The organism is Nonomuraea terrae (assembly GCF_044465245.1).
GTDB lineage: Bacteria > Actinomycetota > Actinomycetes > Streptosporangiales > Streptosporangiaceae > Nonomuraea > Nonomuraea terrae.
The window spans coordinates 258834-270825 of sequence record NZ_JBITLL010000005.1; the positions used below are offsets into that span (position 1 = coordinate 258834).

General features: G+C 73.5%; 11 protein-coding genes. 6 read left to right on the plus strand and 5 right to left on the minus strand.

The annotated features are described in order from the left end of the window. Positions 1 to 59: 59 nt before the first annotated feature. Positions 60 to 683: a TetR family transcriptional regulator gene (locus ACIBP6_RS24995; RefSeq protein WP_397055806.1), complete on the plus strand. Its 624-nt coding sequence runs from the start codon at positions 60 to 62 to the stop codon at positions 681 to 683. Here ACIBP6_RS24995 and ACIBP6_RS25000 read toward each other — a convergent pair. Further along, positions 664 to 2043 carry a GH39 family glycosyl hydrolase gene (locus ACIBP6_RS25000; RefSeq protein ID WP_397055808.1) on the minus strand — a complete coding sequence of 460 codons (1380 nt, stop codon included), beginning with the start codon at positions 2041 to 2043 and terminating at the stop codon, positions 664 to 666. The two genes, ACIBP6_RS24995 and ACIBP6_RS25000, sit on opposite strands and share 20 nt — an antisense overlap. A 116-nt stretch (positions 2044 to 2159) precedes the next feature. Continuing rightward, complete coding sequence (locus ACIBP6_RS25005) at positions 2160 to 3314, minus strand: SGNH/GDSL hydrolase family protein (protein ID WP_397055809.1); 1155 nt, start codon at positions 3312 to 3314, stop codon at positions 2160 to 2162. A gap of 119 nt (positions 3315 to 3433) precedes the next feature. Here ACIBP6_RS25005 and ACIBP6_RS25010 point away from each other — a divergent pair, with 119 nt between their 5' ends. The 3 genes from ACIBP6_RS25010 to ACIBP6_RS25020 all read left to right on the plus strand — a co-directional run bounded on the left by ACIBP6_RS25010 (position 3434) and on the right by ACIBP6_RS25020 (position 6936). Further along, on the plus strand, positions 3434 to 3799 hold the full coding sequence (locus tag ACIBP6_RS25010) for a hypothetical protein (RefSeq protein WP_397055811.1): 366 nt from the start codon (positions 3434 to 3436) through the stop codon (positions 3797 to 3799). Next, positions 3796 to 4713, plus strand: coding sequence for a phosphotransferase (locus ACIBP6_RS25015; RefSeq protein WP_397055813.1), 918 nt, complete (start codon positions 3796 to 3798; stop codon positions 4711 to 4713). The genes ACIBP6_RS25010 and ACIBP6_RS25015 overlap by 4 nt, the downstream gene beginning before the upstream one ends. A 144-nt stretch (positions 4714 to 4857) precedes the next feature. Continuing rightward, entirely contained in the window at positions 4858 to 6936 is a 2079-nt protein-coding gene (locus ACIBP6_RS25020; protein WP_397055815.1) for a SpoIIE family protein phosphatase, read from the plus strand. On the opposite strand, the gene ACIBP6_RS25025 is transcribed toward ACIBP6_RS25020, so the two are convergent. Further along, positions 6937 to 7287 carry a hypothetical protein gene (locus ACIBP6_RS25025; RefSeq protein ID WP_397055817.1) on the minus strand — a complete coding sequence of 117 codons (351 nt, stop codon included), beginning with the start codon at positions 7285 to 7287 and terminating at the stop codon, positions 6937 to 6939. Between the two features lie 130 nt (positions 7288 to 7417). On the opposite strand from ACIBP6_RS25025, the gene ACIBP6_RS25030 reads away from it, so the two are divergent. Both ACIBP6_RS25030 and ACIBP6_RS25035 read left to right on the plus strand, forming a co-directional pair. Then, positions 7418 to 10054, plus strand: a complete 2637-nt coding sequence (locus ACIBP6_RS25030; protein WP_397055819.1) for a serine/threonine-protein kinase — start codon at positions 7418 to 7420, stop codon at positions 10052 to 10054. A gap of 6 nt (positions 10055 to 10060) precedes the next feature. Further along, on the plus strand, positions 10061 to 10822 hold the full coding sequence (locus tag ACIBP6_RS25035) for a hypothetical protein (RefSeq protein ID WP_397055821.1): 762 nt from the start codon (positions 10061 to 10063) through the stop codon (positions 10820 to 10822). Between the two features lie 3 nt (positions 10823 to 10825). Here ACIBP6_RS25035 and ACIBP6_RS25040 read toward each other — a convergent pair whose 3' ends face one another. Together ACIBP6_RS25040 and ACIBP6_RS25045 are read right to left on the minus strand one after the other, a co-directional pair. Continuing rightward, on the minus strand, positions 10826 to 11512 hold the full coding sequence (locus ACIBP6_RS25040) for a response regulator transcription factor (protein WP_397055823.1): 687 nt from the start codon (positions 11510 to 11512) through the stop codon (positions 10826 to 10828). Positions 11513 to 11587: 75 nt separating this feature from the next. Continuing rightward, entirely contained in the window at positions 11588 to 11974 is a 387-nt protein-coding gene (locus ACIBP6_RS25045; RefSeq protein WP_397055825.1) for a VOC family protein, read from the minus strand. Positions 11975 to 11992: the final 18 nt, after the last annotated feature.

The window sequence follows — 11992 nt, forward strand, 5'->3', positions numbered from 1 at the left end:
ATATCAGATGAGATTCAGTATCACTCAGTGGCGACGGGAAACTCAATACACTCGGGGGCATGGATCGGCGCGAGGCACCCGAGGGCTCACTCCGCGAACGCAAGCAGCGGCTCGCCCGGGAGGCGATCACCGAGGCGGCGCTCGCGCTGTTCGACGAGCGCGGGTTCGAGAAGGTGACGGTCACCGACATCGCCGAGCGGGCCCAGATCGGTCGGGCGACGTTCTTCCGCTACTTCGGCGACAAGCAGGAGGTCGTCTTCGCCGACGGCGGCGCGTTCGACGAGGTGCTGGCCGAGGCGGGCGGGCCGCGGGCGGACGACCCGATCGGCGACTCGCTGCCGGCCGCGCTGGCGTTCAGCCGGGCGGTCGCGGTGTCCTACATCACGCGGGTAACCGCCGACCCCGCGGCCTACAACCGGCACGAACGCCTCGTGGAGAGCCACCCGGAGCTGCGGGCGCGCAGCCTGATCAAGCAGCGCGGGCACGCCGAGGTGCTACGACGGCTGCTGGAGAGCAAGGGGGCCGGTCACGAGATCGCCGCCCTGGCCGCGGAGGTGGCGCTCGCCGCCTTTCACGCGGCCAGGACGATCACGGGTGACCGGCCGGAAGAGCTGCCGGCGGCCGTCGAGGCGGCCTTCGACCGGCTGGCGGGCATCGACGGGATCAGCGGCCGCTCCACCTGATCTCGTACGGCTGCAGGGCGAACTCCTGGCCGTCCACGGTGGTCGTGACGGCGCCGTCGGTGGTGTTGACCAGCAGCAGCTGCTCCGGCTGCGCCAGCACCCGTACCTTCGGGTCGGAGGACGTCACCGGGTCGAGCCGCACCCCGGCGGGGAACCACTTCGTGAACTCGGCGACCAGCCGCCCGGTCGGCATCTCGGCCCCCGTCCGCGGGTCCCACAGGCAGCCCTGGCAGGGGCCGTCCTTCACCTGCGGGTTCCAGTAGAGCGCGGTGGCGGCGCCGCTGCGGGCGAACTCCATCATCGAGGCGGCCTGCACGGCCAGGCGGTGGGGTTCGGCCCACTCGGTGCCGTCCTCGGGCTGGAAGTACCACTCCGACCACCAGATCGGCAGGTCGCCGGTCTTCTTGCGCAACCACTCGGTGACGTCGGCGAACTTGCTCAGCGCGCCGAACTCGTCCGGCACCAGCTCGTGGGCGTCGGTGGGCGAGGCGCCGTCGACGACGACGAAGTCGGCGCCCTTCTTGTGCTCGTACCAGTAGTCGAAGGCGTCGAGGACGTTCTGGTTGACGACCCCCCAGTCGCCGCGCAGCTCCGTCTTCCCGTCGCGGTTGCTGTCGAACCCGAGGTACGGGCCGCCGACCTGGGCGTCCGGCCGGACCTGCTTCACCGCGTCGTACACCTTGTTGTACATCTCGGTGTAGCCCTTGTAGTCGGCCGGCTTGGCGTGGTCGGGCCAGAAGCCCTTGAACTCGTTCCACACCATGAAGTACTTGACGTCGCCGTAGCGCCTGGCGACCTCCGCCGCCAGCCGGGCGAAGTCGTCGAAGTGCTTCGGGTAGGGCGCGTCCTCCAGGTGCTCGTCCCAGGCGGAGTCCTCCGTGGGGCCCTGGGGGCCGCCCTTCATCCAGTCGGGTGCGCAGCACAGCGTGATGACCGGCGTGGCGCCCGACTGCTTCATGAGGTTGAGCCGGCTGTCGAGGTCCTCCCAGTAGAACCGCCCCGGGTACGGCTCGGGGTTGAGCGCGCCGAAGCCCATGATGTGCTGGTTCTGCAGCATCGGCGTACGGGCCAGCGAGCCCGCCACGGCCTGCTCGAACTCCGGGGTGACGTTGTTGGCGCTGACGCCCGTGTGGGTGAACCCCCAGCGCGGCCACCCGGCCTCCACCTTGGGCGGCGCGGCCATCGGGCTTGCCTGCTCCCCCCGTGCCGTGGAGGTCTCCTGCGGCGGTGGAGCCTGCTGCGCGGCCTGCTCGGCGGGGCCGCAGCTCGCCACGGTCAGCGCCGTGACGGTGATCCCCGCCACTGTGGCGGTCAGCCGGCCGAGCCGCCGCCACATCGATCCCCCGATCCTCGATGACACCCGATTCTCCCCCTTGTTGTGTCGATGCCGCACCGTAGCGTTCCATGGGTCAACGAACGCGGGCACATCGGCGGCCTGGTTTCACAGCCAATCGTTATCGTTGTGCGCGTCGCCGCCTATCGGAACAGCTCCAGCGGGACGGCCTCGGCCAGCGCCCGGTAGCCCGCCGGGCTCAGGTGCAGGTGATCGCCCTCGTCGTAGGCGGGCAGCAGCCGCCGCGGGTCCGCCGGGTCGCGTACGGCGCGGTCGAAGTCGATCACGGCGTCGAACCGGCCGGCGGTGCGGATCCAGTCGTTGACCTGCTGCCGGGCGGCCTCGCGGCAGCCCTCGGGGTCGTCGTAGTCGTGGCCGCCGAAGGGGGTGAGGGTGGCGCCGTACACGAGCAGGTCACGGGCCTGGGCGCGGACGACGATCTGCTCGTAGGCGGCGACGAGGTCGGCGGCGACCCGCGACCGGGCGTCCGGCTCCGCGGTGCCGAGATCGTTGACGCCCTCGAAGACCACGAGCCGGCGCACGCCGCTCTGCGCGAGCACGTCGCGGTCGAGCCGGGCGAGCGCGCTGGGGCCGAGGCCGTCGGCGAGCACCCGGTTGCCGCCTAAGCCCTGGTTGGCGACGGCGACGCCGGGCGGGAGCCGGTCGAAGAGCTGGTCCGGCCAGCGGTCGTTGCCGTTCGTCGTGGATCCCCTGCCGTCGGTCAGGGAGTCGCCCAGCACGGCGATCGCGGCCGTGCCGGGCCCGGCCGCCACCTCGACGCCGCTGAGCAGGTACCAGTGGTCGACGGCGGTCGCGCCGGCTAAGCCGGCGGCCTCGACCAGGTCGCCGGCGGCCAGGTACGAGGTGGTCCTGGAACCGGGGTGCGAGGTGAGGTCGCCGGAGGCCGTCCCTTCGGCGAGGTGGACGCTCACGGTCAGCACCGAGCCCGGGGCCACCTCGAAGTCCAGCGGATCGCACACGACGTGCGCTCCCTTGGGCACGACCGCCGACCCCCGCCCGGAGAACGTCACCGGCCGCGAGGTCTCCGGCAGGATCCCGCTCACTCCCACCGCCCCGCCCCGCGGCAGCGCCACGGCCGCGCGGGTGACAGGCAGCGGCGCGCCGCCGAACGCGTTCGACAGCCGCAGCCTGATCCTGGGCCCGCCGGCCGTGATCCGCAGGGTCTGGCGCAGTGTGGCGCCGGCCAGGACCCGGCCCTGCCCGGCGTACGGCGGGGGCGGCATGTTTCCGGGTTCGGTGAGCTGAGGAGCCGCGGTCCAGGTGGTGACCCAACCCATGGATCCTCCCAACATCGCAGATCATCGGCACCGTACCGGATGAACTACTACAAACCGCCATCGGGCGGGGCTTTTACCCGTCGTACGTCTGCCGGTCGCTCGCGCCTGAGGCCGCGTTCATGGGATCTCATGAAGACGGCGCCAGGGAGTCGATCCTGCGGGCGGCGACCAGGCTCTTCTCCGCAGTCAGCCGGCATCCGGAGGTGCCCGCGGACGCCAGTGACATCCAGGAAGTAGAGTCACGCCACATGCAGCCGCTGATCGACGAGACCCCCGGCGACCTCGCCGCGCCGGCGCCCCCGGCGGGCGCCGACCCGCTGTACGCCAGGCACACGACGGCCTGGTGCATGCCCGGGTTCACACTGGTGGACCGACGTCGGCGCGGCGTGGCCGACCCCGAGCAGCTGCGGCGTTCCCGCGCGCAGTTGCACCTGCTCTTCGACCGCGCGCCCGGCCTGTCCGGCGGCCGGGCGGAGGCCCTGTGACCGGGTCCGAGCGCGCGCGGCGGGCCGTGCGGCTGGCGGTGACCGCCGGGCGGCGGCTCGGGCTGCGCGCCACCGAGCCGCGCGTCCTGCACGACGTGTTCAACGTGCTCGTCCATCTCGCGCCCGACCCGGTGGTGGCGCGCGTGCCGAGCCTGACCATCGACTCGGCCGAGGAGCAGGCCGAACGGCAGCGCCGCGAACTCGCCGTGGTGAGCTGGCTGGCCGGGCGCGGCGCTCCCGTCGTGCCGCCCAGCCCACTCGTGCCGCCCGAGCCCGTCACGTGCGAGGACGCCTCGCTGACCTTGTGGCAGTACGTCGACGAGCGCGACCCCATCGCCGCGGCTCCCCCGGAGTCGCTGGAGGCGCGCCTCACCGAGCAGGCCGGCTGGGTGCCCGGGCTGCATCAGGCGATGGCCGGCTATCCCGGCGAGCTGACGCCGCTGGCCCCGGTGGTGCCGGCCGCGCGGCAGGCCCTGGCCGAGCTGCGCCTGCGACCGGGGCCACTCACCCCGTCCGACCTGGACCGGATGGAACACGAGTGCGCCGTGGCCGAGGCCGTGGCCGCCGACCTGCCGGGCGCCTTCCCCGGAGCCCGCGTCCAGGCCGTGCACGGTGACGCGCCGCACTACAACGTGCTGCGGATCGAGCAGGGGTACCTGTTCTCCGACTTCGAGGACGTGACACTCGCCCCCGTGGAGTGGGACCTCGCCGGAGCGGGCCCGCAGGCGATCGAGACGTACGTACGAGCCGGCGGGCGGCGGCCGGACCCCGCGCTGCTGGATTTCATGGAAGGGGCCAGGCTGCTCCAGGTGGTGGCCGCCCTGGCGGTCACGCCACGGATGCCGGAGCTGTCCCGGATGCTCGAACCGATGCTCCCCCAGTGGCGGGCCCGGCCCCCGCTGGCCGCCCCCTGACCATTCGATTACCCTTCGTAAACGATCCGTTTCACTTGTACGTGTATTCTGCCCGTATGACAGGCGATGGGTGGTTTGCCCCTCCACCTTCTGTGAACGGGACGTCCTGACGTGTGGCAGGAGGGCGTCCCGGCCCCCGGTGCGGTGAACGGCTCGTCTCGCCTCGACGAGCTGCTGATCGGCGCCGTGTCCGACGCGGGAGCGCACATAGGCGCCACCTACCTGGTCGACGAGGGCGGAGACGTGCTCCGGATGGAGAGCGCGTACGGCATGCCGGCCCCCATCGCCAACGCCTGGGCCCTGGTCAGGACGAAGGACCCCGTGCCGATCGCCACGGCGGTACGCGAACAGCGGCTCGTCTGGATCGCCGACCGGGAGCATCTGGCGCACTCGTTCCCGGGGGCGGCGATAGCGGTGCCGTACCACTTCTCCATCGCCCTGGCCCCCATCTGCGTCGGCGAAGCGGCCTGGGGCGGGTTCATGCTCGTGTGGCCGGCCGGGCGTTTCACCGAGCCCACGCCGCGCCAGCTCGACGTCCTCAGCAAGACCTGCGCCGAGATCGGCGAGGTGCTGCGGTGCGCGGCCGAGCGCGGGCAGCCGATCAGCCCCGCGCCGCGGCCCCGCATCCTCGTCCCGCCGTCCCCGAGCGGGAACCCGCGCGCCGACATGGTGGCCCTGGACAGCCTCAACCGCCTGCCCGAGGGCTACTGCTCGCTCGACACCGAAGGCCGCGTGACCCTGATCAGCGCGCCCGCCGCCGACCTGCTCGGCCACCCGCGCGACCTCGTCGGCCGGCGGCTGTGGGAGGCGCTCCCGTGGCTGTCCGACCCCGCGTACGAGGACCGCTACCGGGCCGCGATCGTCGGCAGCCAGGTCACCCACTTCATCGCCCGCAACCCGGCGGGCCGGCAGCTGTCGTTCTGGATGTATCCGGGGCTGTCGGGCATCACCCTGCGCATCACCTCCGGCACGATGTCGCGCGAGCCCCGCTCCTGCCCGACCGCCCGCCAGAGCCGGCCGCTGCGGCTGATCGCGGTGCACGAGACGCTGCAGCTGGCCACCACGCTCGCCCGCGCGGTCACCGCCCAGGACGTCGTCGACCTGGTCGCCGACCATGTCATGCCCGTGTACGACGCGCAGGCCCTGGCCCTCATCACCGTCGAGGGCGGCCGGCTGCGGGTGAGCGGCTCGCGCGGCTACAGCCGCGAGGTCATCGACGAGCTCGAAGGCCGCGTCCCGGCCGCGCCCGTCTCGGCGGACCTGATCCGCCGCGGCAGGACGGGGTTCTTCTCCACCTGGGAGGAGATGCGGCAGGCGTACCCCGACGCGGTGCGCGGCAGCATGCAGGCGTGGGCGTTCCTGCCACTGGTCACCTCGGGGCGGCCCATCGGCACGTGCGTGCTCGGCTACGACCACCCGCACACGTTCGGCGCCGAGGAGCGGGCCTCGCTCACCGCGCTCGCCGGGCTGATCGCCCAGGCGTTCGAGCGCGCCCGGCTCTACGACACCAAGCACCAGCTCGCCAAGTGCCTCCAGTCGAGCCTGCTGCCGCACACCCTGCCCCGCATGCCCGGACTGGACGTGGCCGCGCGGTACGTACCCGCCACTCCCGGGATGGACATCGGCGGCGACTTCTACGATCTCATCCGGCTCAACGACAGCATGGTCGCGGCGGTCATCGGCGACGTACAGGGCCATGACATGACGGCCGCCGCCCTCATGGGACAGGTGCGCACCGCCGTCCGCGCGCACGCCGCCGCCGGGGCCAGCCCGGGCGAGGTGCTCGCGCACACCAACCGGCTGCTCACCGAGCTCGCCCCCGACCGCTTCACCAGCTGTCTGTACGTCAGCCTGGACCTGCGCCGGCGCGTCGCGTGCCTGGCCAGTGCCGGGCACCTGCCGCCGGTGCTCGGCATGCCGGGCGGGCCGGCCCGCGTCATCGAGACCTCACCCGGGCTGCTGCTGGGTGTCGACGCCGACGCGGAGTACGCCACCACGAACATGCGGCTGCCGCCCGGGTCCGTCCTCGCCCTCTACACCGACGGGCTCATCGAGGAGCCGGGGCTGCCGCTGGACGAGGCCATCGACCGCCTGGCCCGCCGGTTCAACCCCTCCTGCGGGCTCCCCCTGCTCGAGCTGGCCGACTCGCTGATCGAGCCGGCCACCCTGGACAAACGCTCGGACGACATCGCGGTGCTCCTCCTGCGCGAGGCCCTCACCTGATCACCGTTCGGGCGTCAGGACGACCACCGCCTTGCTCGCCGACAGCGACTCCACCCGTACGCCGATGCCGTTGACCGACCCGGACGCGCCCTTGCCGATCTGCGTCCGCGACGTCACGCGGGTGCCGGTGCCGGTGACCCGCACGATGTCGGCGGTGAAGTCGACGGTCAGCCGGGTGATGCCGAACCGGGGATCGACCGGGAACGTCGCCGACCTGGTGAGGGTGAGCCTGCACCGCCCGTCGTGACACGCCTTGACGGCGGCGGGCTTCGCGACGGCCGGCGGGGCGGCGACGGGGATGACGGCGACGGAGGCGGCCAGCGCGAGGGCGGTGGCGATGGTGCGGGGCATGGTCCTCCCTGCTTTCGTGACTCGTGGACTTCGTGGTGGTGGCGGCCGCCGCCCAGTCTGCGTACGCGGCCCGGGGACCGGTCCCGCGGAAACGCTGCGTGACCGATCTGTCACTGGATACATTCGGGTGGTGCGCTTCCTGCAACTGCGTTCCGACCCACAGGTGAAGGGAGTGACGGTACGCCCGGGCATGACCGTGGACGGGCGTTACCGGCTGGTGAGCAGCCTCGCGAGGGGCTGGTCAGGGGAGGTGTGGCTGGCGCGTGACGTGGAGCTCGACCGTGAGGTCGTGCTCAAGCGGCCCGTCCCTCGTGACGCGGCCGACGCCGAGCGGGCGTGGGCGGAGGCCCGGGCACTGGCCCGGTTCAGCCATCCCCACGTGGTCACGCTCTACCACGCCGTACGCGCGAGCCGGCCGCGTGGCGGCCTGTCGTGGCTGGTCATGGAGCATGCGCCGGGCGGGAGCCTGGAGGGGTGCCCGGCGATGTCCCCCGTGGTGGCGGCCCGAATCGGAGCCCAGATCGCGGGCGCGCTGGCCGCCCTGCACGCCGAGGGCATCGTGCACTGCGACGTCAAGCCGGGCAACGTCGTCCTCACCGGCGACGGCACGGCGAAGCTGACCGACTTCGGGGCCGCGTACCGCGTGGGCGGCTCCGACACGCTCACCCCGAACGGCGCCGTCAGTTACACCCCCGACTACGCCGCCCCCGAGGTCGTACGCGGCCGGCCTGAACCGAGGTCCGACGTCTTCTCCCTGGGCGCGACCCTCCACACCCTCCTCATCGGCAACCCGACCGACACCCCGCACCTTCCCACCGCCGGCGACGCTGACGCCCGGCCCAGCCGCACCCTGGACGCCGCTGACGCTGACGCCCGGTCCAGCCGCACCCTGGACGCCGCTGACGCTGACGCCCGGCTGAGCCGCACCCTGGACGCCGACGGCGGCCCGCTGCGTGAGGTCCTGGCCGCCATGCTGCGGCGGAATCCCGCCGACCGCCCAGACGCGGCAGAGACCCGACGCCTCCTCGATGGAGCGGCGACAAGGCCGGCCCCCCGCCCGCCCTCCATCCCGTGGACCATCCCCGCCCCCGCCCCCGCCCCGGAGGCGGCCAGCGCGCCGATCGCCCCGGACGCCACGGCGTACCCGGCACCCGTTTCGCGAGCGGCGGCACTGGAGGACGCATCCGTTTCAGATGCCGCGGCGGTCGCCGAGGGCGTGCCGGCCCCAAGGGCGGCCACCTCGCATCCCGGGTTCGCCGCGAACGGCGCGTCGGTCGCGGACCCGGCGGCACCCACCACGGACGGCGCGTCCGCCGTTGACCCAGCGGCACCCACCACCGACAGCGCACCCCCCGCAGACCCAGCGGCACCCACCACCGACAGCACACCCGCCACAGACCCGGCAGCACCCACCACCGACAGCACACCCGCCACAGACCCGGCGGCCACTGCGAAGAAGACGTCTCCTCCTGACACGACCGACCAGAGCACAGCGTCCATGCCGGGCACGACCGTCGATTCGAGCGTCACGGCCGGCCAGGACACGAGGGCCGTCCTGGACGCACAGGCCGCCCCGGACCACACAGCCGCCCCGGATGGGGTCGCCGTTCCCGGTACGCCGGCCGGTCCCGGCGCCCCCACCGTTCATGGCGTCGGTGGTGGGGGCGGGGCAGGGTGGTTCGGGGCGTGGGGGCGGGGGCGGGTGGCCGTGGCGGTGAGCGTCGTGGTGCTGGCCATCCTCGTTCCCCTCGGTCTGGTGGCGTGGCGTGACGAGGGCACCACGGCGGCCTGGGACGGCAGCGGCCCCATGCCGAGCTGGGGGGACGGCGGCTTCGCCACCTCCGACGAGGGAGACCCCCTGTTCGCCTGGGAGGACGGCTACCGCGAGCGGACGGCGCCGCCGAGCGACGAGGCGCGACGAGGCGCCGACGTGATCGGCGACCGGCGTACGGCTGACCCGTGCGCCCTGCTGAGACCCGCCACGCTGGGCCGGTTCGGTCCCGCCGAGCTCGACCCCGACCTCGGCAACTTCGACCGCTGCCACGCCCTCGTCCGACCCCCGGGCGGCCCGGTCGTGGACGTCGAGGTCGGCTTCGACCTCGACCCCCCGCCCGAGCAGGCGCCCCCGGCCCGGGTGACGGGCGACGTCGCCGTCGTGGAGGGCCCCGCCCAGAGCCACGCCTGCACCCGTACGCTCACCGTGGCCGGCGTCATCGGCACCACCGTCACCATCACCGCCGAACGCGACAGTACGGGCACCGCCCCGCTCTGCGAGATCGCCGACGCGGCGACCGGCGACGCCGCGAACACCCTCAACCAGGGCGTGATCGCCCGCCGCCCCCCTCCCCCGTCCCACTCGCTGGCGCACCGGGACGCCTGCACCCTGCTCGACGCGAAGGCGCTGGAGGTCGTCCCCGGCGTCGACGCCGCAGCCGCCGACCGCGGCTTCGGCGGGTGGGGCTGCGACTGGGCGAGCACCACCGGCGACGTCCGGGTCGGCCTCCGGTTCCACCGGGGGCCGCCGCCCGACGCGGCGGGCGGCGCGTCCACGCAGGTCAACGGCTTGCGCGCCTTCGTCCGCCCGGGCGGCGACGGTGACGAGACGTGCCTGGTGGAGGTGCCCTACCGTGCGTACGCCGGGCGCACAGGCCAGACCGCGGCCGAGTCGTTGCGCCTGGTGGCGAGCGGTTCGGCGGCGGAGGAGGAGCTGTGCCGGATGGCGGCCGGTCTGGCCGGTTCGGCCGCCGCCCGGCTGCCCCGCCCGTGAGCGACGATGACCGGCACTGACAGCCGTGCGCGCGTCGTCGCGCCCACCCCCGCGGGCACGTTGCACGTGCGCACGGTCTACGGCGGCGTCGAGGCGCGCCCGGAGCTCGGCGTGACGATCAGGTTCGGGCGCGGCCGGCGGCCCGGCGTGGACGTGTGCGTGGGCGAGGACGACCTCTGGGTGAGCCGCAGGCACGGCGAGCTCTTCTACCGCAGGCGCCGCTGGTGGCTGCGGAACACCGGCCGCCAGCTCCTGCGCCTGCCGCGCGACCGGCTGATGCACGCGACGACCGAGCCGGTGCCGCTGGCGGTGGGGTACACGCCGGTGTTCGTCCGCGGCTCGGGCTTCCGCGAGCACCTGGTCGAGCTGTACGTCACGGGCCACGACGACGAACGTGTCCCCCGTCGGCGCGCCGTCACGCTGCCGCCGCGCAGGTGGCCGCTCGACGACGACGAACGCCTCCTGCTGGTGGTCCTCGGCCAGCGCTACCTGCTGTACGAGGAGGTGCCGCGCCCGCTGTCGTACCGTCAGGCCGCCGAGCAGCTCGCCTACCTCAGGCCCGGCGACGACTGGCGGGAGCGCCGGATCGAGCACCGGATCGAGGCCGTACGCCGCCGCCTGCACGCCGGCGGCTTCCCGTACCCGCTGACGCACGACAAGTCGGCGGGCGGCCCCTCCGGCGACCTCCTGCACAACCTGCTGCGGGGGCTGGTGGAGTCGACGACGCTCGTCCCGCCCGACCTCGAGCTGCTGGAGGACGGCCCATGAGGCTCAGGGCGGCGGCTCGCGCAGCACGAACCCGGCCCCGCGTACGGCGTGCAGCATGCGGGGCCGTCCGCCGGCCTCCAGCTTGCGCCGCAGGTGGCCGGCCAGCGCGTCCACAGCGTTCGCGGTGACCTCGAAGTCGTAGCCCCACACGCGTTCCAGCAGCAGCGGCCGGGACATCACGATGCCGGCGTTGCGCGCCAGCTCCTCCAGCAGGCGGAACTCCCGCCGCGTCACGTCGATCTCCCGCCCGTCGAGGGTGATCCGGCGTGCGGCGGGGTCGACGGTCAGCGGCCCGACGCTGACCGCGGCGCCGGAGGCGGGGCCGTTGCGGCGCAGGAGGGCGCGCAGCCGCAGGGCCAGCTCGTACAGGTCGAACGGTTTGACCACGTAGTCGTCGGCGCCGGCGGCGAGCGCGGCGACGCGTTCGTCCACCTCGTCGCGGTCGGACAGGATGAGCACCGGCGCCTGCGTGCCGGCCGCGCGTAATCGCCGGCAGACCTCTATGCCCGACATGCCGGGCATAGAGAGGTCCAGCACGAGCGCGTCCGGCCGTATCCGGTCGAAGCTCTCCAGGGCGAGCGGCCCCGACCCGGCGGTGTCGACGGCGAAGCCTTCCAGCCGCAGCCCGCGCCACAACGCGCGCTGGATCGTCTGGTCGTCGTCCACGGCGAGGATCCGGTACGCGGTCATGGCGGGCTCCTCAGGCGGGGGCGCGGCCCCACTATGTCCGACTTATGGGGATTGTAAGTCGATCAGCCTGCCGGTTCAGCGGGTGTCGCGGCGCAGGGGGTGGTCGTCCGGGATCTGGACGAGGACGATCCGGTGGCCGTCGGGGTCGGTGATCCAGAGCTCCACCAGGCCCCACGGCTCCGTGCGGGCCTCGCGCAGCACGGTGACGCCGGCCTTGGTGAGCCGTTCCTCCTCGGCGGCCACGTCGCGTACCTGCAGCCAGAGTGGCACCGCGGCGGCGGGCCCGTCGTCGGACCGCCCGGACAGCTCCAGGAACCCGTGCCCGAGGAAGAAGACCACGCCCGGTTGCTCCGGCGGGCCGAACTCGCGGTAGACGGCGAGGCCCAGCGTGTCGGCGTAGAAGCGGCGGCTGCGCGCCGGGTCACGGGGACGCAGCAACACACGGCTGCTCAGCACTTCCATGCCGGACCTGTTCCCCGG

What these genes read in the sequence shown, in the direction of transcription:
- ACIBP6_RS25010 (WP_397055811.1), top strand. Translation starts at nt 3,434, where the DNA reads ATGGGATCTCATGAAGACGGCGCCAGGGAGTCGATCCTGCGGGCGGCG.
- ACIBP6_RS25005 (WP_397055809.1), bottom strand. Translation starts at nt 3,314, where the DNA reads ATGGGTTGGGTCACCACCTGGACCGCGGCTCCTCAGCTCACCGAACCC.
- ACIBP6_RS25045 (WP_397055825.1), bottom strand. Translation starts at nt 11,974, where the DNA reads ATGGAAGTGCTGAGCAGCCGTGTGTTGCTGCGTCCCCGTGACCCGGCG.
- ACIBP6_RS25025 (WP_397055817.1), bottom strand. Translation starts at nt 7,287, where the DNA reads ATGCCCCGCACCATCGCCACCGCCCTCGCGCTGGCCGCCTCCGTCGCC.
- ACIBP6_RS25040 (WP_397055823.1), bottom strand. Translation starts at nt 11,512, where the DNA reads ATGACCGCGTACCGGATCCTCGCCGTGGACGACGACCAGACGATCCAG.
- ACIBP6_RS24995 (WP_397055806.1), top strand. Translation starts at nt 60, where the DNA reads ATGGATCGGCGCGAGGCACCCGAGGGCTCACTCCGCGAACGCAAGCAG.
- ACIBP6_RS25035 (WP_397055821.1), top strand. Translation starts at nt 10,061, where the DNA reads ATGACCGGCACTGACAGCCGTGCGCGCGTCGTCGCGCCCACCCCCGCG.